This window comes from Bradyrhizobium sp. 6(2017), assembly GCF_011058295.2.
In the GTDB taxonomy this organism is placed as follows: domain Bacteria; phylum Pseudomonadota; class Alphaproteobacteria; order Rhizobiales; family Xanthobacteraceae; genus Bradyrhizobium; species Bradyrhizobium septentrionale.
On sequence record NZ_CP049289.2, the window covers coordinates 8,086,036 to 8,109,230 of the forward strand.

Here is a 23,195-nt window from a genome sequence, read left to right on the forward strand (position 1 = left end):
AGGATACTCACATGCCGCAGCCCGATCCATTTTCCACATCCCCCGTGCTGCTCGGCGGCGAGAACCGGTCGGGCACGACCTTGTTGAGCGTGGTGCTTGACTCGCATCTTGATCTGGTAGCCGGGCCGGAGATCGACTTCCTTGAGCCGCCCAATCTCGGCCCGCACATTCTACATGCGACGGACCTGCTTGCCGCTGGAGATCCGCGGGTCACGGGCACGACCAAGAGCGCGATCGATCCGTTCTGGTACGACGGCGTGCATTTTGTGGTGCAATGCCGCCGGTTCGGTCTGGACGTCAATGACCTGCGCGAGCTCGTCAGCAAGGTCATGCTCGATTTGGGCAGCGACATTGTTTCACTCGCCGACCGATGCAAGCTAATCAACGAGATGGGCGAGTTGCGCAGGACGCGCAGCGGCGCTCGGCGCTGGGGATTGAAACTGCAGCGCAAGATCGCCCAGATCGACGACTTCGCCCGGCTATGGCCGCACGCGCATTTCGTGCATATCGTGCGCGACGGGCGCGACGTTGCTGCCTCGCATCTGAAAACCGTTCCTGATTGGGGGTACCGGACTGTGGCCGAGGCCGCGTGCGGCTGGTTTGACGTGGTATCCCGGCCGCATCAGATCGCGCCGCCCGGTCGCTATCTGGAGGTGCGTTACGAGGATCTTGTGGGCAGTCCTCGGCCCACGCTGACCCGAATCCTGGACCATCTCGGCTTGCCTTGGGACGAGGCCGTGCTGCGTCACGCCGAATACGAGCACGCATTGTTCGAACAACCGCACGGCCACCCGGCGGCCGAGGCTGCGGGAAAGCCGCTGCACCAAGGCCGGGTGGGTCGTTACACCAAGGATCTGACGCGAGCCCAGATTGCGAAGTTCGAGCAGATCGCCGGAAGTGAGCTGTTCCGCCTCGGCTATTTGCCGCTTGCAAGCCCGTCTGGCGACGCGTGAGTCGCCGGAACTGTTCCGCCGTGATTGGCGGGTTGCCGCGCAGCTATCTTGCGCTGCTGGTCGGCCAGACCATTTCGCTGCTGGGCTCCAACGTCACCATGCTGGCGCTACCGCTGACCGCAATCACCCTCCTGGACGCGGGACCGGCGCAGACGGGGGTGCTGCTGGCCTGCAGTCGGGCGCCGTGTCTGATGCTGAGCCTATTCGCCGGAGTCATCGTGGACCGTCTCCCGCACCGACGAATCCTTTTGACCGCCAACGTCGTGATGGCGGCAACACTGGCGACGATTCCGTTGTCCGTGGGCCTTGGACATCTTGGAATGGTCCAGCTGTACGCGACCAGCCTGCTGGTTGGGGGTGTCGCGGTGATCGCCGACCTGGCATATCTGGCGTGCATACCGATAGTGGTAGACCGCTCCCGGCTGGTGCGGGCGCAGAGTTCATTGGAGCTCAGCCAGGCGATCGCGATGGCGGCAGGTCCATTCCTGGCCGGCTGGCTCGTCAACGCGCTCTCCGCACCGACCGCGATCCTGGCAGACTCTGTCTCGTTTCTGCTTGCCGCCGCGTTGCTGTTGCTGGTGCCGATGCGGTCCGCTGGGCGCTCAACAGCCGCCTCGTGCGCGGTACTCTGCCAAGTGGCTGAGGGGCTGGCGGGCGTGTTCGGCAATCCGATCTTGAGGGCGGTCACTTTAGCCACCGCCACGTTCATCTTTTGCCATACCGCATATTCTGCAGCCTTTCTGTTGCATCTGACCAAGGATCTCGGATTCGACAGCCGGATCGTCGGCGTGGTGCTCGGAATCGGCGCGCTTGGTGGTGTGGTCGGCGCGGCTAGCTCGCCCTCGGCCGGCCGGGCAATCGGCATCGGCCCGGTGTTAATGGTCGGTTTGGCCGTGAGCACCGTGGGCATGAGTTTGGCCACCCTGATCACCGAACCCCGGTGGGCCGCGGTGGCATGCGTTTCGCTCTCCCAATTCATTCTGTGGATCGGCCAGGGGATCTACAATGTGCAGCAGGTTCCCCTTCGATACGCGTTGGTCGCGCAACGCTTGCAAGGCCGGGCCAATGCGAGCATCCGCAGCGTGGTGTGGGGACTGGCGTCATTGGGTGCGCTGGCCGGTGGCGCAGTCGCTGCGGCAACAGACTTACGCATTACGTTGCTTGCGAGCAGCCTGCTTGGCGCCGCCTCGATAGTTTGGATTTGGCGCTCCCCGCTGCGCCGCACGCGCAGCTTGCGTGTGTAACCGACACGACGGACCGGCGCATCACATCAAAGAATTTGGCGATCTTGATCGGCAACCGGGTCGGCTGACGGTGTGGCGGATCAACATTCCCGCCCCTGTCAGCTAACGGGCCGACGCGCGCGTCCGTCTTTTGTTCTGGAGGAAGGCCTTCGATCTGCTCGGCCTCGCACTTCGCGACCGTTTCACGGTGTCCTGTATGGACAATCCGAGGGGGCGCCCGATCGGATTGCTTGCCGCGCTGGAGCGCCGGTTTTTGATTGGCCGCGATTCTGATGCCCGCGAGACATACCTGTGGACCAGTCACTAACAGAAGCTGCGTGAACTTCCGCCCACCCCGGCACCGCCACGGCACGAACGGCGATGGATCGCTATCTCGCCGAAGTGGCAGCGCAGGTCCATCTGATCAGCGACCCTGATGGCGGCCGCCACGACTCTCAATGTACTAACCTAGAGCAGCTGTGAGCGAGCTTTCCGGCGCCAAGGACCAGCGCGTATTGCACGCGTCGCAACACAACGCTCAGAGCCAAAGCCGGTGCTTTGGAATCCATTGATGCTGTATGGACACTGACAGGCCGGGGCGCCGAGGCGATGTCGGATCCGCAACAACCACGAACCTAGAGCGGGATGAGTATTGGTTGAATCGGATCGCCGCGGTTGCGGTTCACCTCTCCCCGTCGGGGAGAGGTCGGATTGCGCTCGGCGATGCGAAGCATCGTCCGGTGCAATCCGGGTGAGGGCTCTTGGCTCTCTCGGTAGACCGCAACCCCTCACCCGATTTGCTACGCAAATCGACCTCTCCCAAGGGAGCGGTGAACTTTCGACGCCGCTCCAGCTCAACCTAATCTCATCATGCTCTAGCATTCTCAGATCCGTAGGCTATTTGGATCGAGCTAATGGCACGGTCGTTGCAAAACCCTCGCTCAACATTTGCCTCTGTACAGCAGACTGAATGGTTCCCGCCAGGATCATGAGCGAGACCGCAGGACCGAAAAAACCGCGAGAAAGAAGCTAACCAACGGAGACGATCGTGCGACAAACTGCATCCGGCGGGGAACAACGACCCTTTTTACCGATCTCACGTCTTCCTATCTGCGGTGTTGATCGGATCGAACGCCGATGCTTCAGCCCGCCTTCGCATTGGAGCAATTAGAGCAAGGTTGACCGGGTGACAAAACTGGCGCGGCTCAAGGAACTACGAGACATGATGCAGCTGCTTTGGCAGTTGTTCGAATCCGTGCAGCAGCTTCCTAGAGGCCCAGAGCATACAGCAGCCGTTCAGACGCTTAAACAGTATGAGCGCCGGCTGATGGAGCTGATTCAAGCATCTGAAACGGCTCGCGCGGCTATCCGCGACGTCACTCCCAGCGCCGATATATCACAATAGCGATTATCAGCAACTCAGCAATTCTCACGGGAGTCTCATGCATCTCCCGTCCGTAAGCCCGTGCAACGGCAACAACCGAGAACGTCAAAGGACATGTAGCGAGCGAAGCCACGAGGCAACGAGCCCGCTTGCCCGATCGATCGCTGTTACACAACAATGTGCTACATAAATCTGGGGCAAGCTCTTTCACCGACGAACGGGGCTGCCGGATATGGCAGCTAGAATTGCGTATTTTTCAGCAATACGTCACCCTCCACTTCGCGGGGATAATGAGCCGCCACTTCGAATGATGGTAATAGGTCGAGAATGGCTTGCAGGGACAGCTGCCCCTCGTAGAGCTCGCGATCGCTATATTCCGTGTAGATGAAGCGCGTGTTGCTTAACGTCTGCACGCCACCGGCGATGACATCGGCCTCGGCTCCTTGAACGTCCATCCAGATGAAATCGACCGTGTTCAGTCCAGCTTCGCTGCACCAATCGTCGAGCCGTCGAGTTTCAACCGAGAAGGGACGGTCGAAGCGAACCCAATCATACTCGGTAAGATGGTTCTTCGGGCGGCGTATTGAGCCAGAGAGGTCCCATTCCTTTGCATCTCCATCTGCATTGCTTGGATGGAAGTCGATCGTCCCGTTTCGTTCGCTGATCGCAATTTCAAGCAGCTTCACCTTATCGAGATGTGGACCGAGCTTCTTCTTGAAACGCGCGATCGCTCGGGGGTCCGGCTCAAAGCAGTAAAGCTGAGCTTGTGGGCACAGGGTGAGAAAATGTGCCGTATCGGTTCCGTCATTGCAGCCGATATCCAAGATCACTGGATTGGACATCCCAAGAAGTGACAGAATATGCTGATGTACGTCCACAGAAGACACGGGTTGTTTTTCCATTGGAACTCCGTTGACACTTTGTCCTAGACGCGCAATCACACGTCAGACATCCCAGCACAACGTATATCAACGTATATAATTCATATGCCGGCGCGCGAGCAGTCGCGGATGCCGCTCTCTTTCGCTCGAGCGTGGCGAGGGACGATGCTGCCGCCACTGCCGGCTTGTCTTGCGAAGCGGGCCGCGGCGTGCTCTCGAGGGCGCCATCTGGAATGCGATCTTTGCGGTGGCATAGGCGATTTGCGAGTGGCCCTTTGACCACTGCATCGCGATCTGGCTTCGCAAGGCGATAAAGACCCGCGCCGAACGGATTGTGGTCTGATTGTCACCAGTCTTGATACCACCTTCGGGCACCAGGTACCGGGAGCGGCCACGGGCGACTGCGGCCGCTCCAGGAAAGGCTACTGATCGACGTTCACTCCGCATAGATGATAATTGTGATGAACTGAACGAGCGCCGGCCTCCGTTCGAACGGTATCGGGCGATCACCAGCATGCGATCGAAGAAATTGGCAAGGTAAAGCCTGCCTTGACCCTATCCATAACCACCATGGTTTCGAAGCGCTCTATGTCCGGATTTTCATGAGAGAGGCGGCGGGTAAATTGCTCGTACTCCTCCAGATTATCTGCGGTAACGAGCAGGACGAAGTGGGCCTGACCGGTGACATAGAATCCGCTCATCACCTCAGTCATTTTGCAGATTGTGCGCTTGAAGCGATCAACGATGTCGGCTCGATTCCGGTGAAGTGAGACGAGAACCAGCAGGGTCACGTTTGGTCCGATTGCTTTCGGAGAAATGATTGAAACGTCCGCTTCGATTACGCGCAGTGCTCGCAGGCGCTTCAGTCGGCGCTGAACGCCAGAGGCCGACAACCCGACCTTCGCGCCGAGTATTTCACTGCTCAGACGGTTGTTTCTTTGCAGTAAGTCAAGAAGGCGAGCATCAGTTCTGTCAAGTTTCATGGTTCTGGCGGGATCAACGGGCGAGCAGGTTTTTCCACGACCAAACCCGGCCCCTCGCTTGAGCCCTGCCCTTCCAATACCTAATCAGATCGTTCAAGCGGGGAGCGGTAGGGCGTCAGACCAGCTCGGCTCGCACGCCCGCTCGCTTTGTTGATTTTCGAGCGACGAGCTTGCTCAGCCAGCTGCGGTCGGCTTGCCGGCGGGCGCGCAGGCGATCGAGGCACTTCCTTGAACAAAGAGAGGTCCGCCATGAGTAGTACCGGACCAGTCCGAACTGACCATTACAGACGGCGCATCGTTTGACGATGCTAATTCCGAGAGTTTCAGAGCAGTAGCGCATTGTTGTCTCTTCGTGCCTTGCCCGGCTGATCTCCCTTCACACCCATTGCGTACATGATGCGCTCTATCGCAGACCTTTTCACCGCAGCGCCGGTTTAGACATCGCGAGACCAAAGATGCTGCGATGACCAAGCTTCGGACGCGCCGCACCTTGCTTCAATACATCAGTTGACCGATTTTGCGAAGCCAGTAGCAGCGCCGCACAGGACGGACTGCGCTGGCGAACAGCTTGTCTCGCCCAATGCGCGCGTGTAACGCCCGCTCTATTCGCCTGGCGAGGACGTCGTCGAACAGCTGGTGGGCTAGTGGGAAAGCCCATCTCGGACAACCGACCTAACCTTCGACGGCCCCGGGCAGTCCAATAGCCGGTGCGAACGAATATTAACTGTCGTAAGCTGGCTAAAACAACGAGCCGCTAGGAGCGCTGAGAGCAACAAGGCGGCGCGACAGCCGCCCAAAACGCAACGTAACATCGACCGAGCGTGACCGGCTGGCTCCTTCCGCAATGATATCTTAAGGGGGAATCGGTGAGAGCACATTTAGAGAGCTCGGTGATCGTTCCGTGGGATGCGGCATCCGTCGATCCACGCGCGCAACTGATTGATAGGACCTTGGTGCAGTGTTCCGCTTTTACTTTGAGTGCTTGGGATCCGCTATCGCAGACTCATCTGCATCAGACACTCGCAAGTGACGGTTACTCCGAGAAGCTGCTCGATCACATCAATGATGATTTCGTCAAAGACAATCCTGCCTTCACCATTGCGCATCAGGATGATCCGCGCTCGCTCAGGTGGCGCGATTGTGAGCGAGGCTGGAACCTTTGGTTTCCCGAGACTCTGACGGCGCGCGAATTTCTCATTCCATCGGTACGAGGGCTCGACGATGTGCTTGCGGTTGTCGGACTGCCGCTACGTCGGTGCTTTCCAATGAAGTGGACTACATCAGCGGAGCCAACGGATGAGCCCAAGGACATCACTCAGCGATTTCGTCCCATTCTGGCCGAGCTCTGCGACCGGCCGAGAACGCCCCCTCTACTCGCAGAAGGCGTGGCTCCTAACTCGTTTGCGTTGGTGATTTCTTCAAGTGGCGCCGCTTTCAACTTGCTGGCACGTGCAGCGGGTCGACATCTGGGCGAAGGGGGTGCAAACTGCTCGCGGAAATGCTTAGGCACTGGGCCCCGCGACGCTTCCTGTGGAGCGATGACAGCGGCCAATGCCATCACGTCTCAATTATACCCTGCCAGCATACCATGGTCGTGGTCACCGAGGAGCAGATTTCGTGGCCATACGATCTCTCGCTCAGAGAGATCCAAGTGTTGCATCTGGTTGCAACCGGCGCGTCAAATCCGCAAATCGCACAGCAGATGTTCGTCTGGCGCAACGACTAAATGGCTTACGTCCTGAGTCGCAATTTGCCATTTAGCCTTTACACTCATCGACAGCAGGAAAGACGACCGTAAGCGCATTAGGATTACGCCAGGCGCTGACGCCTCGGGCATTGAGTTCCCTGGCTGCATAGGTGGCGAGCTGTTCGCATTCAACAAACATTTGTTTGATGCCCTCGACACCCAGACGACGGATCGCATACCAAAGGATGATCGGTGTATAGGCATTACGCGAGCCACTCAAGGTCGCGTCGAAGCTCCCGATGTAATCGATAGAACGCTCGATACGCTGAGCATGAATTTTACGCTAGAGAACGATACCGCAGGGCCTTGGCGCGCCAAGGAACTTATGTCCGCTGACCGTAATCGAGTCCGCTCCATCCGCGAACTCGAATGCGGCCTCGGGCTCAAGAGAGCCGCGTATGCCCCGCATAGTGCCGCGTCGGAGTGAACGTAGATAGCGTCAATACCGACATCGCGAAGCACGGCGCGTATCTTGAGCGTATCGTCCCTGCCTTCCTTCATGGTGGTGCCTATGTTTGCCACCACGACGGCGGGCCTTTCACGAGCCGCTTCCTGCGCCAGATGGTCATAGCTGATCTCTCCATTTGGCTGCGAACGAACCACGCGGTGCTCAACCCCGAGCAGAGCTCACGCTGTAATGGGTATCAGACGAGAAATACGTCACAGCATCCGGATAGAGCTCACGGGCGAGATAAAGACCGTGGATGTTACCTTCCGTCCCTCCGTTGGTGATGTAGCCCCGAAATTCCCGCGGTGCTCGAAACAGCTCGGCGAAGAATTCGATAACTTCCCGTTCCAGGGTATGCGGGTTGACGCGATAGGTTCCTGGTTCGAACGGGTCTCCAAGGTTGTTGTCTGTGAACTTCAAGAAGCGCCATAAGGGTTCATAGTCGATCCCCTCGCGAACGGGTATCCCAGAAAGCATTCATTTGCCTCCTGCATCGCGGAGAACAGTTCGTCCACTTTTTTGATATACTGGGATTGCAACATGACGAGCGCGTCTTGCAGGGGCCGAACTCGGCGGCCCTGCGATCTATTCGGATCCTGATTCATGGGTAGAACAAAGCTTCTGCCCCGCCCGGCCCGCGCGTACGGTCCATCAAGACTGACGGCGCACTATCGGGAAAATGGGCGGCGAACTGCCGACCTGAACCTCACCCACGATCTTCCATCCCAGCCGCTCATACAGACGTGCCGACCCGAGACTGGTGGCCTCGTTGAATGCCAAGCCTTTCGCCTCGTCCAGGATTGCAAGGCCGTATTGGAAAAGACGGCCGCCCCGGCCCGATCCTTGATGCATGGGATCGATGCCCAGCATGGTGAAATACCAGTGTGGCTCCTCGGGGTGATACTTGCCGAACTCCTCGAATAGCACCTTTCTGGCCGTCTTCGAGATACGCGCCACTTCCATCGATGTAGGGATCGCCGGCGTAGTATTCCAGGAAGCCGGCGAAATGGCGAAAGTAGCGCTCCGGTTCTGGATATAGCCATCTCAGCAGCAGGCAGGTCGTAAAGGCTGTCGTCAGAACGGCAATGACCTTCGGACGGTCGGCAGGGCCGACGATCTTGATAGACCCGTTCTCTTTTGACGCGGACTGCATGATTGCTCCTTCCAAATCCGTCCAAGCGGTTTCGATGCCAAAGCCCAACAGCGCAGAGCCGCGGATCACGAGGGTTGGCACTCGAGTGCCCTGCCAATCGTGAGCCTGCATGCATCGGACTCCTCTGACCAGCCTGACTTGCCGCGACCCAAGCCTGCATGATTTAGGCCAAGGCGTGACGATCGATGCTGGTGCTTTGACGAGATGCAATGTCACTTTCACGACAGCTTGACGGGCTGGGTACGCCAGCGCGTTTGCTTCCGGACGAACATACGCGCAGGCCAAGTGTACGATTTAGCAGAACTGCAGGCAGGATCAATCAGCTCATCTTTGGCCTGCCTCTTGCTATAAAGGCGCTGTTCGCAATGTGCCTATCTCCAACCCGTTCAAATGCTCAGGAGGCCTGCATGAATTTCCGTCCGCTTCACGATCGCGTCGTGGTCAAACGCATCGACGCAGAAGAGAAGACCGCTGGCGGTATCATCCTTCCCGACACAGCCAAGGAAAAGCCCTCGCAAGGCGAAGTTATCGCCGTTGGCCCGGGTGGCCGTGACGAGACCGGCAAGCTGATCCCGATCGACGTGCAGGTCGGCGACCGCGTGCTGTTCGGCAAGTGGTCGGGCACCGAGGTCAAGATCGACAGCCAAGAGCTATTGATCATGAAGGAAAGCGATGTCATGGGCGTTCTTACCGACGTGTTCTCAAGAAAGAAGGCCGCCTAGTTCATCGTTCACACTGCTTATCCCCGAAGAGTGCCGGCCGGGCGCCCCGAAGGTCGAAATACAACTGAAGGAATCATTATGTCAGCCAAAGAGGTCAAATTCGGCGTAGAAGCGCGCGATCGCATGCTTCGGGGTGTCGATATCCTCGCCAACGCCGTTCAGGTCACGCTCGGTCCGAAGGGCCGCAACGTGGTGCTCGAGAAGTCGTTCGGCGCTCCGCGCATCACCAAGGATGGGGTCGCGGTCGCCAAGGAGGTGGAGCTGGAGGAAAAGTTCGAGAATATGGGCGCGCAGATGGTGCGCGAGGTCGCCGCCAAAGCCGCTGACGCGGCCGGAGATGGCACCACGACCGCGACCGTGCTTGCGGCTGCCATCGTTCGCGAAGGTGCCAAGTCGGTTGCCGCCGGCATGAACCCGATGGACCTGAAGCGCGGTATCGACCTCGCGGTCGAAGCCGTCGTTGCGGACCTCCAGAAAAACTCGAAGAAGGTCACCTCGAACGAGGAGATCGCCCAGGTCGGCACCATCTCGGCCAACGGCGATGCCGAGATCGGCAAGTTCCTCGCCGACGCCATGAAGAAGGTCGGCAACGAGGGCGTGATCACGGTCGAGGAAGCCAAGTCGCTCGAGACCGAGCTCGACGTCGTCGAGGGCATGCAGTTCGATCGCGGCTACATCTCGCCCTACTTCGTCACCAACGCCGACAAGATGCGCGTGGAAATGGACGACGCCTACATCCTGATTAACGAGAAGAAGCTCTCCTCGCTGAACGAGCTGCTGCCGCTGCTCGAGGCCGTGGTGCAGACCGGAAAGCCGCTGGTCATCGTCGCTGAAGACGTCGAAGGCGAAGCCCTCGCCACCCTCGTCGTCAACCGCCTGCGCGGCGGCCTGAAGGTCGCGGCCGTCAAGGCTCCGGGCTTCGGCGATCGCCGCAAGGCCATGCTGCAGGACATCGCGATCCTGACCGGCGGCCAGGCCATCTCGGAAGACCTCGGCATCAAGCTCGAGAATGTCACGCTGCAGATGCTCGGCCGCGCCAAGAAGGTGATGATCGAGAAGGAGAACACCACGATCGTCAACGGCGCCGGCAAGAAGGCCGACATCGACGCCCGCATTGCCCAGATCAAAGCGCAGATCGAGGAGACCACCTCGGACTATGACCGTGAGAGGCTGCAGGAGCGTCTGGCCAAGCTTGCGGGCGGCGTAGCAGTAATCCGCGTCGGCGGCGCGACCGAAGTCGAAGTGAAGGAGCGCAAGGATCGCGTTGATGACGCGATGCACGCCACACGCGCGGCCGTCGAGGAAGGTATTTTGCCTGGCGGGGGCGTCGCCCTGCTCCGAGCGTCCGGGCAACTCAAGGGCCTGAGCACCAAGAACGACGACCAGAAGACCGGCGTCGAGATCGTGCGCAAGGCGCTGTCCTGGCCTGCCCGCCTGATCGCGATCAATGCTGGCGAAGACGGCTCGGTCGTGGTCGGCAAAGTGCTCGAGAAGGATCAATATTCTTTCGGCTTCGATGCGCAGACCGGCGAATACAGCAATCTTGTCTCCAAGGGCATCATCGACCCGACCAAGGTCGTGCGCATCGCAGTTCAGAACGCCGCCTCGGTTGCTGCACTCCTGATTACCACGGAAGCGATGGTCGCCGAGCTGCCGAAGAAGGCTGCGGCCGGGCCCGCAATGCCCCCGGGCGGGGGCATGGGCGGCATGGACTTCTGATCCAGCCTCTCTCGGCAGCCATGACTGGCAGAACCCTGGCAGCAATGCCGGGGTTCTTGCGGCTTCGGTCGGGCTTGCAATGATCCTCAGCCCTTGCGAGCTTCGAACTGGATCGGCAGCTTGCGCCGAGATACTCAAGATCAATTGGGGACGCTTTTGAGTCGCTTACGAAAATTCATTGAGCAAGGCCAATCTGGCGAGGGGCGATGCGCGTACGCTTTCGAATCCGCCACCCTGCCACCGCCTCGCGGAGGCATGACTTGGCATCCCGTTACGGATTTCAGCGCGGCGGAGGAGATTTTGCTGGATCCCAGGCTTAAAGAGGTCTTCGAGACCGCACTCGAAAAGGGCGACGCGGTGGTGTCCGCAAACAAAGATGAGCTGCAATGCAGCAAACGATCTCCTTGGATCATCAGCCTAAGGCACGATGGGAATATCCTGCCTTATTCTTATCACTCCTGCTCCGGCAGGGGCCGGCAGATGGCGGAGATTGAAAGATCGATTTGGCTGGGACAGGCCAGTGCTGGCGATCGCACTTCTCCATCAGCTGTGATCTGCAGTGCGTGTTTGCATGTCCTAACCCGTCCTATTCGTGAGAGTGCTTTTTTTAGTCCGCTTGATGTGGCCGCACATCTGCTCTGACAAGGCGCGCGGGATTGCCTTCGGCTTTTCACCGCCTGACGACCCGTACTTTGCAACGCGCTTGAGGTGTAGGTTGGGCGAACGGGGGGCGGACGCCCCGCCGGTCAAGGACCGAGCGGCAGCAGCGCGCCTGGCAAGCCGCGGATCAGGTCGGCTTCGGGACATGCCGCGGCAAACGCAAGGCGAATGCGGCTCGTGGTCTCGACGACACGGGCGGCGATTTTCAAGAGCCGAAGACGCAGCGTCGCGAACTCGGCTGTGGCCAATTCCCGGGCTTTGGGAATCGCGTCGCGCACGGTCAGCATCAGCCAATAAGCGGCGGTGTGGAGAACGAGGCGGACTTGATTGGCGAGCGCCGAACGGCAGCTGGTGCGGTCGGAGGCGAGCTGTGTCTTATGCAGCTTGATCAGATTCTCGGCTTGGCCGCGCGCGCAATACAGGCTGTCGTAGATCCACTCGGCCGAGCCGACATCGAGGCTGGTGACGACCAAACGGATGTCGAGGCCGAGCATCGTCGCCTCAATACGGGCGACGGTCGTCGTTCGCGATCCCAGGACTTTGCCTTGTGGCGCGTCTCGGTATAGCCACGCAGAACCGGCAGGTTCTCGATGGCGCGTCGCGTGCGGATGTCGTCGGCGGCCTCGTCGACTTTTCTGGCGAGCGGCTTGGTGCCGGACAGACCGAAGATGTAGTCGATGCCGTTGGTCTCGCACCACGCCATTGCTTCCGGCCGAGCATAGCGCCCGTCGCCACGGAACGTAATTCGCGTGTTGTGCCACCGCGTCCGGATATGCCGTATCAGGCGGCGCAGATGGGCACGCACCTCGACGCCGCCCGGCGTCTTGCCGGGCCGCAGCACGACCGCCACGGGCCGGCTCTTCTCCGTGTCGTAGACGTGGATCGGCAGGAAGCAGCGTTCGTCATAATGAGCGTTGAACAGCGAGAGCTGCTGATGGCCGTGGACGACATCGCAGGTATCATCGATGTCAAGCGTGACGGATGCCGGCTCGCGCGGGTAGCTATCCATCCATGCATCGACCAAAGTGTAGGTCAGTCGGATCACGTCGCGCAGGCGCGGAGCATTCTCCAGCCGCGACAGCGTCGGTTGGGAACACAGATCGCGACCCGTCTCCGGCAGCCGTCCGCAGGCCAGCTTGAATGCGGGATCGGACCGCAGATGATCGAGGTCGTCGGCGTCCTCGTAGCCGCAGCAGATCGCGAACATGCGCGCGCGGAACATATCGACAAGGCTGTGCACGACCCGCGTCGGATCGCGCCGATCCGGGAACACCCGGGCCAAATTGTCGGCCAAGCCGAGACGCCGCTCGGCCATCGCCAGAAGCATCACGCCCCCGTTCGAGGTCAGCCGACCGCCTTCGAAGGCAGCTGTGACTTTCTTGGCGTGAACGGCTGGAAACGAGAAGGGCGGAATCGTATCATCGGTCATGGCGGGCGTGGTGTTCGCGGCTGAAGGTGATGGGGTTGGCTTTGCAACCGAATCCTACGCCGCATCAGCGCTTCACACCACGCTCGCCAGCCTCTCAGGCGCCCTCTGACGAATAAGACGGGCTAACCAGTCGTCGGTTAAGAAGCCGATTTGAGTGGTGTGCGGTGGCTGGTGACTGAGAAGAAGGCAGCCAGGAAGAGGTACCAAAGAGCCCTTAGCCAGGCGAGGATGCGGCGGAAGTTGTAACCGACGGCGGAGAGGATGACGTTGGCGGCATCGCCGGCGCGGCCTTTGAGGTAGCAGCGGCCGAGGTGTCCGTCAGCCTTCAAATGGCCGATCACGGGCTCGATAGCGGAGCGGCGCCGCAGCTGGCGCTTGATAGTGCCGAAGACGCCGCGCTTCTGGCCGGAGATGAAGACGCGGCGCGGGTTCTGTGCGTCATGGCCGCGGTATCCCTTGTCGACAAAGGCGCACTCGATCGCGCAGCCGGTGAGTGTCTCGGTTCGGTCGATGACGTCCCGCAGGGTGTGACCGTCGTAAGGGTTATCGGGCAGCGCCTTGGCGTGCAGCACGAACTGGCCGCCGGGAGCAGGCCGGTTGTTGGTGACGATGGAAGCCTTCACGCCGAACTCGTAAGGCGCGCTGGCCTTGCCCTTGCCGATGCACTCCACCTCGGGGGCATGGAAGGAATACAGCTTCCAGCCGCGCTGGCGCTGCTGCTGCGAGCGGATCTGCGTGGCCCGGCTCAACGGGAGTGCGAACGCCTCTTCGAGCGCATCCTGGCCTTCGATCTTGCGGCGGATGTCGCGGATGATCCGGCCCAGGCGGCTGCGCAGGATGCGCAACTGCCGCTGGTGCCGCTTGAACTGTTTGGCATGGGCGTAGCGTCCCGCCATCATCGCGGTGGCCTTGGCGATCCGAGAATAGGATTGCCGCAGCCGCACTCCGTGCTTCCTCGCTAGCCGGTTGAGCCCCTGGATCGCCGCATGCAGCAGCTTGGCATCGGTCGGAAAGGTGATGGCCTTCGGCTGCACCGTGGTGTCGACCGTGACCCGCTCAAGGTCCTTGCCGCGTAACGCGCCGACGTCGTGCGCCACCCGCAGGCTCTCGGCCAATAGCAGTTCCAGTCTGTCGCCGAGCCGCTTGCGCCAATGGCTCAGGTCCGAGCGCTCGTGCGGGAATGCGTGCTGGAAGAACTCTTCGCCAGTGAAGTACTGGAAATACGGGTCGTGGACCCAGCGTTCGCATACCCCCTCATCGGACAGCCCGTAAATGTGCTTGAGCAACAACAGCCCGATCACGAAGCGGGTCTCAGTCCCCGGCCGGCCGTTCTCGCTGTAGAGCGGCGCGATCTCGCCGTCGATCCAGTCCCAATCGATCTTGCCGGTGAGCCGGACCAGCTCGTGCTTCAGATTGATGATCTGGTCGAGCCGCGCCCGGAAAAAATCGTTCGCTCCCGTCGTTTTGTGCTTCTTCGGCCGCATCGTGCCCTCCGATGCGGACAGGGAATCATGCTTCGCCCATCGAGGGAATCTCGAAAACGAAATTGCAAGCTTCCGATGCGCAAAACACCAAAACCTTGCAATCTCAGAACGTCATTCCAGCCAAATTACGATTCCAGATCAGTCGCCTGGAAGCTTCTTAACGGGCGACTAACCAGTATTGCTTTTCCTGAAATGCAGGAAGTTGCAGACGTGAGAATACTGCGCGCCGCTCAAGCGGAAGCCACAAGCCGCTATGCGGTTCTGAAGAAATAACGGCTCGAAAGCAAATGCTCGGAAGCCGTTGGAGCAGTTCAGGCGGACGTAATCGTCGGTCCGCTCCACACTTTCAATCCCGATGCCACAAAGATCATAATATTCGCAGCGCGCCAGCGTTGCCGCCTCGTTCGTTGCAAAGAGCGACAAAGCGAGATCAAAGGGCGCTTGACACACGCGTGTTAGAAATTCCATTGGCGCATCCATCGTACCTAGAAAATTGAATGGCAGGATGCAGAGTACCTTTCCATCATATCGGCTCCTGATTTTACTGATCAGCCGCGTTCTTTTAAAGAATTTATCAGCCTCACAGCGAATAACTGCTCCTTTCCCGCTTTTTAGCCTTCGCGTGCGAGCCGGGTTTATATCGATCCCAAGGTAATCACTCGCATCGCTCTTGACTCCAATGAGGCGATAGCAGCTGCAACCTACCTCAATGACCAAATCATATCGGGCTGCGCGCAGCAGATCGGCATAAAAGCGTCGCTCAAGTTCGTGGAACTGACGCACCTTGGCGGTGAAGTAATTCGGGCGCATGAGACGCCCAGCTTCGCCATGTAGATAGATCGATCGATTGAATTGCTCGAATTCAGGAGCAGAGGAGTTCATCGGCGCCTCATGTCATTTCGCCGAGACATAGAGCCTACGGCACCGCCGCCCCATCGCTGTGGTCACCTCATCGCTCAGCATCCTGGCCGCAGATGCTAGATCCGTCACAGTCTGTTCAGGGCAGATCACGTCAACCATTGCGCCCGGAGTCGTCCAACTCTCAGGCAGATCCGTTACATCAATTGTAATAAGGTCCATCGAAACAAAGCCGACGATAGGCACACGAATACCACATATGAAGACATTCCCTCGATTGCCAAGACTACGTGGAAAGCCATCCGCATAACCGATAGAGGCGGTAGCAACACGCATCTGCCTGCTCGCTCGGTACGACCTGCAGTATCCGATCGTCTCACCAGGCTCTACTTTGCGAGATTGAACGATCTGAGTTCGCAGATGGACGACTTGCGATGGCTTGAAGCAGGGATCATCAGACGTCAAAAAGCCAAAAATTCCTCCACCTGCTCTTATGAGGTCGAAATGAAACTCGCATCCGGCAAATAGGGCAGCCGAGTTCGACAATGAGAGGATCGCTTCCGGAAACAACTGTGTGAGTTCGCGAAACCTTCTCAATTGTTGAAAACTGTCCCCGTTGCGCCATTCTGCACAGGCGAGCTGACTCATGAATAGCGCTACGGGTAATTCCGACAGTCCACTGTCGTACTCGGCGATTGCTCGCAATTCATCAACGGCAAAACCCAATCGAGCCAGTCCGGTGTCGACATGGATACCCGCTGGTAGTGCCCGATTACGCTGTCGGCAATGCCGAAGCCATGCATCCAATTGTTCCCTGCTGTTGAGGATTGGCAATAGATCATGCTGCTCGGCTGCCAGCTCCATACCTGGCATAGCGCCGTGGAGGATGTAGATCTTCGAAGATGATGGTAGCACATCGCGCAGGGCGATCCCCTCCTCCACATCGGCTACGAAAAAGTCCCTGCAGCCAAGTTGAGCAAGGAAGGGCGCTATATGCTTCGCGCCGAGGCCATAGGCGTCCGCTTTGACAACCGCGCCGCATGCGCTATGCGGGGCAAGCGCCTGAACTCTCCGATAGTTCGATTGGATCGCGCCGAGATCCACAATCATGGTGGATCTCGACATATTGAAATAACCGTTGTCTGCTTCTTGGATAGAAAGCTTCGCTTCGGTATGAATCGATTCAGGCATATGCCCTTCCTCGTGTCCCGGCGCTGACATCGCGACTACGGAGAATACAAGGATCGTATTGCTTCTTCCGCACAGGCGGGCCCAAACCGAAACCCGTTACCTGCGCCGCCACCAATGACCTGAAGCCCGGCGATGGCTCGAGCGGGACGCGCGAACGGGACGGCATCGTCCGAATAGCAGTCGCAGAACACCCGTACTGACGCAATCGCCGGCACGTCCACGGAGAACCATTTCGCCAATATTGCTGTTGCGCGCGCCAAATCGTCTGAACTGACATGCAACGCGTCGCTGTCGGGCCTGACATCCCATTCCTGCGAGGTAAAGCTGAACAACCAATAGCCGTCCGCGATCATGGGAATGAGGAAAGCGTAGTCATCCAACAGGCCGATCATCGGACAGTTCGAGGAGGGACGCGCTGCGAGATGAAGGGCGACGACCTTTTTAACCCGCAACCGCGGTTCGTCTGCCAGGTGCTCGCGTAATGGTGATGCTGGAAGCCATGGACCAATTGCCAGGATAGCTCGCCGCGCCGAGATTTCGCTATCGTCCGAGGTCCGAAGAAGAAGATTACGTGGGCCCTGCCTTATCTTTTCAATAGACGTTTGCTCGAATATCGAAATACCGAGGGCCCTGAGCCGTTCGGCCAAATCCTGGACAATTAAATCGACCGGGCTATACGAGCCCCGATCGAGCGCTACAGCTATATCGTCGGCAATCTGAAAATTTGGCAGCGAGGAAAGCCTCTCGGTCAGCTCGACCGACGTTGAGGGGGTAGTGCCGCCTATGCCAGCCAGTCGCGCGAGTTCGTCCGGATTGCGGGTCAGCCAGAACACGTCACAGTCTCGGCCATTGTGCCAGCCACCACGGGGATAGATCCCACGCCAGAATCTCGAACCGCGATCAATGAGGCTCCTTTCCCCATCATTCCGACAAATGTTGATTTGGATTCCGGGAGCAAACCCGCTGGCACCTGCTCCAACGATATCTCGTTCGAAGATAACGATCCTTTGCTTCGGATCATTGCGCGCCGCGATGAAGGCGGCACTAAGACCCATGACGCCCGCGCCGATAACCGCCAGGTCATAAATCCCGCCGGTCATCGGGTTTCCCTCCAGGAGATAGACAGGGCGCTCAGAGCTTCGCAGCCGCTATTTTCCAGGTGATGAGTTCGATCAGGTCGCAGAAACACAAGGTCTCCTGCTTTCACAGCCAACTCACCATCATTGGTCACCACCCGACCGCTGCCGCCGGTAATGCGCCAGATCTCGCTGGACGGATGGGAATGCGGCGTCGACACCGCGAACGGATCAAGCCGGAATTCGATGAGTTCGACGGGACAACAAGTCGTCTGTTGATTGCCTATGCCTTTGACCTCCTGCAGCACGACGCCGGGGCTATAAGCGGTGATGTCGCCTAACGTAATCAGCTCTGCATCTTTCATAGTATACCCCGATTAAGGAAAGGCTGGTTCAAGGCTGCTGGCAACTGTTCGTCCCTTAACTGGGATCGTCCAAGCATGTGCTGCTCCACTTGACGGCGCCAGTTTCCTCGCCGCATTCGTAGGCTACGCGGCCGATGATCGAATTGAGGATTATTGAAGCGCGCCAGGGTACCAAGCTGAGGTTGGTATCAGCGACACCATGTTGAAGGCGCGCGCCGTTCTGCACATACAAACGGCATGTCTCGGGACCATCGAAACGAGCCGAAAAGTCCTTCTTGACGACGATTTCCCGAGAGCCACCGGGGGCACTCGCGACCGTCAGTCGGCCCGCGATCGGATCTAGGAACGAAGGGATCTCGGTCCGATAACCCGTGGCTAAGATGATAATGTCGGCGGCATGTTCAGAACAAATGCCTGTCGTCTGCTGACGCAAACCCACGCGAAAGGGGGACGCGCCTTGCAACTCGTCGGCTGTGGTGTCGACGCATATTTCGACCTGAGCGGGGTATGTTCCTCGGCGAAGCTCTCGATCGTAGAGGGCGTCGTAGATGGCGCGGAGCGTCACGCAGTTCACCCCGTCGCTGGCCAATGCTTGCCGCGCCAGAATTCTTTTGCGCGCCGATTCGCTCTGCTCGAAGAACCACCCACCATACCGCGGAAAGAACCATTCGTTCACGAACGGGCTATTTTCGAGCGCAAAGATATTCGCGCGGCGCGTCACCCAGGTCAGGGCTCTGAGCGCGCCGCAACCACCACGCAGGAGATGAAGGAATACCTCCGCCCCGCTCTGGCCGCCACCCACCACCATAACACGCTTGCTCGACAGCTCGCGCCGTCGCAGCAGAAGGGCACTCCCGTGGAACACCTCGTCTGGCGGTGCATTGCTGCTCCAATCAGGAATAGATGGAACGCGACCCACACCTACCACAGCTGTACAGGTTTGGTATTTGCGGTGAGTGGTTATGACGTCAAAGGAGCTGCCTCGCAGCTCGAGTGCGACGACACGTTCGCCAAACCGAACGTTCGCCAGCTTTTTTGCTGCCCATCGCAAATAGTCTTCAAATTCAGCACGGCTGACGTGGTCAAGTCCACGGACGATGGCTTGATAAAGCCGTCCTTGATCATGCAAGTAGGCGATGAAGCTGTAGGCACTGGTTGGATCCGCCGGCGTAACAAGGTCCTTTAGCGGGCTGGTTTGCATAAGGGCACCTCCTAGAAGCAGTCCGGGATGCCACTCAACCGAGTCCGATCTTTCCAGGATGTGCACAGAAATTTCCGAAACCGGAACCGCGAGCGCCGCCAGACTTAGATTTGCAGGCCCAGCACCGATCGCGACTACGTCGCGGCCAACGCCGTCCTTGATCATCCCATGATCCCTGAGGCGCGCCACTCAATGCCTCCCGCCGCTCACGAATACTTGAATTGTAAGAAGAGCGCCATTGGCGCCGACCAGCAACATCATGCTCATCAATAGATAATCGAAACTGCCGACCCCTATGATTTGCCCAGCGATGTACGGAAATCCAAATAGGCCAATGAAGTAGGAGAGAGTGAACACCTGAGACGCAACGGCCAACGATGACCCATCAATAGCGGCAATGTGAACGACCATGCTGTTCAAAGTCGAATAGCTGAGACCGTATCCGAGCGCAAACATCATCGTCCCGAGAATGTAGATCGCTGGACTTCCTACGTTCATCAACAGGACGAATAGCCCCGCAATAGTGCAAAGGATCAGAAATGCAGCTACGCGTTCAAGCCGCCAGAGCCCAATGATCGGTGCCACCGCAAAACGCAAGAAGACCGCTGTCAGCGTGAAGACCAGAAAGAACGTATCCGCAGACTGTGCTCGCGATGTCGCGTAGAGCGTTTGGAACGTGGACAGACCGGCGAAAACGCAGGCTGCGATGCCGATCATGATGACTGGATAGCGCGTGTTCGCCTTGAAGGTTCGCACCAGACTTCCAAAGGTCAGCCGCACAGCCGGCATTTCGATCTGTGGAGCTTGCGCCAGGACCCTGCCTGCGGACTCCAAGAGCGCCGCGCCCGCAAGACAGGCAGCTGCAAATAGGCAGTAAACTGCAATGTAGGATCCAGCGGCTTCCGCGAGCGCGCGTGCGAGGGGCGCCGCAAGCCCGATGCCAAGCATTTGAGATGCGGAAAGCAACGTAAGATACTTGATACGAGCCTCAGCTCGCACGTGGCAGAAGATTTGAAGCGGCGCTAGTATATAAAAGACCGACCATCCAATGCCCAGCAGAAGTCCACCGATGTAAGCTATCAGCGTCGCAAGCGATGCTGATGCGAAACATACCATGGCCAGGGCCATGATCGCTGCAGCGAGTGTGATCGTTCGCATCACGCCGAGCACGTCGGCAATCCGGCCGGCCACAAGCGAGCACAATATCGTTGCGATCGTACCGATCGAAACAACGGCTCCGGCGGTCGTGTCGTTTTGTCGAACGGCGGTTAACGCGTCCACAAGAAAGAAACTCGAGCCGTAGCAAGCGGCCAAGCTGATACTGCCAAACATGAAGGGGATTGAGACCTGCAACGCGATTGCATTGGGCAAGTCCTCAGCAGGAACGATATGCTTGGCCTGTGTCATGCTGCGCTCTTTCCGGGCAGGCACCAATCAATGTCTTTAGCCGCTAACCTGCGCCCATCGATCTTCGGTACTGATCCGTTTCGCGCAGATGATGGCCTTGACGCGCATCCGGCAAGCGGATGTCCGCTATGCCCCAGCCAGCGCCATAACGCTTCGGTGATCTTCGGCATCAGCGGCCAACCCAGCACGCTAAAGCCCATCAGCCAAGTGTAAGCGGTCTCATGGCTCGTCGCCGCATTCACACAGTCGACCCATTCGATGACTGGCTTTGACGCTTGTGATACCAGCAGATGATCCAGCGAAAGTGCCGCGCACTGCTTCTCGTAGAGCCTGTCGAGCGCGGTCATCATCGCGCCATCTACGTAGCAGCAGGTTGGAGCCGGTACTGCGCTTACGATGCCTGTGCAGCGGTCGATAGCTGCAGACATCTGATCGAAAAGTACGTTGTAACGATCGACCAGCTGCTCTGATATCAAATCGGCCTCGGCCTTCTCCGGACACATTTCCGACAGGTACACTCTAAGAACATCGATTGATACATTTGGAGTTCGAGCGATCTCGCCCGCCCAGATCACGTGACCTCGGCTGGTGGAGAACTTCGATCCGTTCAATCGCAAAAAGTAGTTGAAGAAGATACGATCGAACGGCCGAAACGAGTCCTGGCCCAGCGCGCACCCTGTAGTACCCACGAGCATCGGAATTGTGTTATCGACACCGGTAGCACTAATGAGGAACGCATCGGAGTCGAGAACAAAAGGACTAGGCCTGCCGCTGCCTTCTGTGTCTCTCTGGCCGCAATAGAGAGAATGAGCGTAGAGTAGCGAGGAGTAGCTGAACAATATTTGCCGGGTCTTGAAATGCGGCGAACTCCAACCCAACCCGTGCAATCCCGGCACGGTCAGCCGCATCTGCTGTCCTTTGCGCGCGACATACCGCTTCGCTATGTCCCGAAAACTTGGCTCTATAGCCGTGTCGTCCCACGCCCGTAGAAGCCGGTCTTTTTCCGAAATTGAAAGGAAGGCGGAAATGTCATCCGCCCATTGTACGATCCGCCCTCGCCTTGATATCGGATCCCGCGCCTCTTCGGGCTCGAAATGATATCCACATTGCTCGCAGAAGAAGCTGCCGGCAGAAGCCGCACAAACCGGACAGGTCGCACCAAACCAGCCCCCAATGCAAAAACGTTGTTCTGGCCGCGTGACAGCTGAGGGCGTATCGTCAATTGGTAAACGCATTGTGCGGAATTGCAGACTTCCGGCTGCAAACAATGCCCCCATGAGCGCGCCACTCACATTCGAGAAGCGCTGCAGATTTCGGCCATGCGCAGGATCATCGAAATGGTCGAAAACAATGCCTAGCGAGGCGAGATCCTCAACGATCTTGACGTGGAAGCCATGCGCGAGTTCCGATGGATCAGTGTTCTCGCGAGCCGCCCGGACCAAAACATGATTCTCGAAGCCGTCGGTGGTCAGCCCAGAGCGAACTCGATGCCCCGCCCTCTTCAGGTGCCTCTGCACGACATCCATCCGAAGATAAGGCCCAGCGGCGTGCCCCAGATGTGCCCTGCCATTGGCAGTCAAATTCACTGGGGAGACATACACATCGATCGGATGCGTGTTTGCTGCATTTATCCGCGCGATAGTTGGGCTTTTCTTCATGTCGGCACAAATGACTTCCGTGGATACATCGCCGCCAGCATGCCAGGTGCGCTGACATCTCTCCGGCAATGGCGATCGCGATAGCTCGACGCAGATACGGATACAGGCCGATTGGTTGCTTCAAGGCGGATTCTACAATCAGTCAAAGGTGACTTGCCGCATCCGGTCCGAGCTCTTCGATAGGACGACTTCGCCGCCTCCATTGTTCGCGCGGCTTCGGCTTCCGACATAGTTGAACTCCCCCCCGGCTCGACTCGATGAGCCAACGACATGCCCGCAAGCGGCCGCTGACCAAGCCGTAAACAAGCAAGCAGCGGGCCAACTGCGACTGCTGATTTTTCTCCTTGTCTGAACCTGCGTACCGTCAACTTTCGAACATTGGTCGCGAAGCCGACGACCGGCTCAGTAGAGCGAAGTGAGAGTTTGTTTGCCGTACTGACCGAGGCGCGTGGGAGCTGTTCCCAGATAGCTTCAGGTATGCGGGGCCGCCTCCTCTTCGTTATGACCCCAGCCAACGTCGGCCGCGAATGCTCCAAGCTGATTCAGCTGATCAGCAACGAAAACTGGATGCTCGGCTAGGACGCTTGAACAAGGAGACCAAGGGGGCGCTTTCGAAATCCCATTGTCGTGGAACGAGATCACAGATCTGGCGC

Annotated in this window: 20 protein-coding genes and 1 pseudogene; 7 read left to right on the forward strand and 14 right to left on the reverse strand. The window is 58.6% G+C overall.

Features of this window, described 5'->3' with window-relative positions; genetic code table 11:
- The first annotated feature begins 11 nt into the window (after positions 1-11).
- The 3 genes from G6P99_RS38405 (at position 12) to G6P99_RS38415 (ending at position 3,581) form a co-directional block, all read left to right on the forward strand.
- On the forward strand, positions 12-953 hold the full coding sequence (locus G6P99_RS38405) for a sulfotransferase family protein (protein WP_029084890.1): 942 nt from the start codon (positions 12-14) through the stop codon (positions 951-953).
- A gap of 20 nt (positions 954-973) precedes the next feature.
- The gene (locus tag G6P99_RS38410; protein WP_246709746.1) at positions 974-2,197 is read left to right on the forward strand and encodes an MFS transporter; all 1,224 of its coding nucleotides are present in this window, start codon (positions 974-976) and stop codon (positions 2,195-2,197) included.
- A 1,201-nt stretch (positions 2,198-3,398) separates the two neighbouring features.
- A complete protein-coding gene (locus G6P99_RS38415; RefSeq protein WP_165125899.1) occupies positions 3,399-3,581 on the forward strand; it encodes a hypothetical protein in 183 nt (60 codons plus the stop codon).
- A 218-nt stretch (positions 3,582-3,799) separates the two neighbouring features.
- Here the strand turns inward: G6P99_RS38415 and G6P99_RS38420 are convergent, their stop codons facing one another.
- Positions 3,800-4,447 (reverse strand): FkbM family methyltransferase, encoded by a 648-nt coding sequence (locus G6P99_RS38420; RefSeq protein ID WP_029084833.1) that lies wholly within the window; start codon positions 4,445-4,447, stop codon positions 3,800-3,802.
- Positions 4,448-4,947: 500 nt separating this feature from the next.
- Positions 4,948-5,424 (reverse strand): Lrp/AsnC family transcriptional regulator, encoded by a 477-nt coding sequence (locus tag G6P99_RS38425; protein WP_029084834.1) that lies wholly within the window; start codon positions 5,422-5,424, stop codon positions 4,948-4,950.
- Between the two features lie 1,588 nt (positions 5,425-7,012).
- On the opposite strand from G6P99_RS38425, the gene G6P99_RS38430 reads away from it, so the two are divergent.
- Positions 7,013-7,150 carry a LuxR C-terminal-related transcriptional regulator gene (locus G6P99_RS38430; protein ID WP_165125902.1) on the forward strand — a complete coding sequence of 46 codons (138 nt, stop codon included), beginning with the start codon at positions 7,013-7,015 and terminating at the stop codon, positions 7,148-7,150.
- Positions 7,151-7,181: 31 nt separating this feature from the next.
- Here the strand turns inward: G6P99_RS38430 and G6P99_RS38435 are convergent, their stop codons facing one another.
- The 3 genes from G6P99_RS38435 to G6P99_RS38445 form a co-directional block, all read right to left on the reverse strand.
- Positions 7,182-7,391: a hypothetical protein gene (locus G6P99_RS38435; protein WP_165125905.1), complete on the reverse strand. Its 210-nt coding sequence runs from the start codon at positions 7,389-7,391 to the stop codon at positions 7,182-7,184.
- Positions 7,392-7,781: 390 nt separating this feature from the next.
- Entirely contained in the window at positions 7,782-8,096 is a 315-nt protein-coding gene (locus G6P99_RS38440; protein ID WP_165125908.1) for a hypothetical protein, read from the reverse strand.
- 174 nt (positions 8,097-8,270) lie between these two features.
- Complete coding sequence (locus G6P99_RS38445) at positions 8,271-8,582, reverse strand: GNAT family N-acetyltransferase (protein ID WP_165125911.1); 312 nt, start codon at positions 8,580-8,582, stop codon at positions 8,271-8,273.
- Positions 8,583-9,179: 597 nt separating this feature from the next.
- Here G6P99_RS38445 and G6P99_RS38450 point away from each other — a divergent pair.
- The 3 genes from G6P99_RS38450 to G6P99_RS38460 all read left to right on the forward strand — a co-directional run bounded on the left by G6P99_RS38450 (position 9,180) and on the right by G6P99_RS38460 (position 11,855).
- A complete protein-coding gene (locus G6P99_RS38450) occupies positions 9,180-9,494 on the forward strand; it encodes a co-chaperone GroES (RefSeq protein WP_029084836.1) in 315 nt (104 codons plus the stop codon).
- A 78-nt stretch (positions 9,495-9,572) separates the two neighbouring features.
- Entirely contained in the window at positions 9,573-11,213 is a 1,641-nt protein-coding gene (gene groL, locus G6P99_RS38455; protein WP_029084837.1) for a chaperonin GroEL, read from the forward strand.
- 255 nt (positions 11,214-11,468) lie between these two features.
- Positions 11,469-11,855, forward strand: a complete 387-nt coding sequence (locus tag G6P99_RS38460) for a hypothetical protein (protein ID WP_156929045.1) — start codon at positions 11,469-11,471, stop codon at positions 11,853-11,855.
- Positions 11,856-11,959: 104 nt separating this feature from the next.
- Here the strand turns inward: G6P99_RS38460 and G6P99_RS47825 are convergent.
- The 9 genes and pseudogenes from G6P99_RS47825 to G6P99_RS38510 all read right to left on the reverse strand — a co-directional run bounded on the left by G6P99_RS47825 (position 11,960) and on the right by G6P99_RS38510 (position 22,542).
- Positions 11,960-13,302 (reverse strand): annotated as a pseudogene (locus tag G6P99_RS47825) (IS1380 family transposase).
- Between the two features lie 137 nt (positions 13,303-13,439).
- Positions 13,440-14,786, reverse strand: a complete 1,347-nt coding sequence (locus G6P99_RS38475) for an IS5 family transposase (protein ID WP_165125914.1) — start codon at positions 14,784-14,786, stop codon at positions 13,440-13,442.
- A gap of 168 nt (positions 14,787-14,954) precedes the next feature.
- Positions 14,955-15,668 carry a hypothetical protein gene (locus tag G6P99_RS38480; protein ID WP_246709748.1) on the reverse strand — a complete coding sequence of 238 codons (714 nt, stop codon included), beginning with the start codon at positions 15,666-15,668 and terminating at the stop codon, positions 14,955-14,957.
- A 12-nt stretch (positions 15,669-15,680) separates the two neighbouring features.
- Positions 15,681-16,835 carry an alanine racemase gene (gene alr, locus G6P99_RS38485; protein ID WP_245284911.1) on the reverse strand — a complete coding sequence of 385 codons (1,155 nt, stop codon included), beginning with the start codon at positions 16,833-16,835 and terminating at the stop codon, positions 15,681-15,683.
- A gap of 35 nt (positions 16,836-16,870) precedes the next feature.
- Positions 16,871-17,935 (reverse strand): NAD(P)/FAD-dependent oxidoreductase, encoded by a 1,065-nt coding sequence (locus tag G6P99_RS38490; protein WP_165125917.1) that lies wholly within the window; start codon positions 17,933-17,935, stop codon positions 16,871-16,873.
- Complete coding sequence (locus G6P99_RS38495) at positions 17,932-18,276, reverse strand: cupin domain-containing protein (protein WP_165125920.1); 345 nt, start codon at positions 18,274-18,276, stop codon at positions 17,932-17,934. Before G6P99_RS38495 ends, G6P99_RS38490 begins: the two co-directional genes overlap by 4 nt.
- Positions 18,277-18,331: 55 nt before the next feature.
- A complete protein-coding gene (locus G6P99_RS38500; protein ID WP_165125923.1) occupies positions 18,332-19,642 on the reverse strand; it encodes a lysine N(6)-hydroxylase/L-ornithine N(5)-oxygenase family protein in 1,311 nt (436 codons plus the stop codon).
- A gap of 24 nt (positions 19,643-19,666) precedes the next feature.
- Positions 19,667-20,884, reverse strand: coding sequence for an MFS transporter (locus G6P99_RS38505; protein WP_165125926.1), 1,218 nt, complete (start codon positions 20,882-20,884; stop codon positions 19,667-19,669).
- Positions 20,881-22,542 (reverse strand): class I tRNA ligase family protein, encoded by a 1,662-nt coding sequence (locus tag G6P99_RS38510; protein ID WP_165125929.1) that lies wholly within the window; start codon positions 22,540-22,542, stop codon positions 20,881-20,883. The genes G6P99_RS38505 and G6P99_RS38510 overlap by 4 nt, the downstream gene beginning before the upstream one ends.
- Positions 22,543-23,195: the final 653 nt, after the last annotated feature.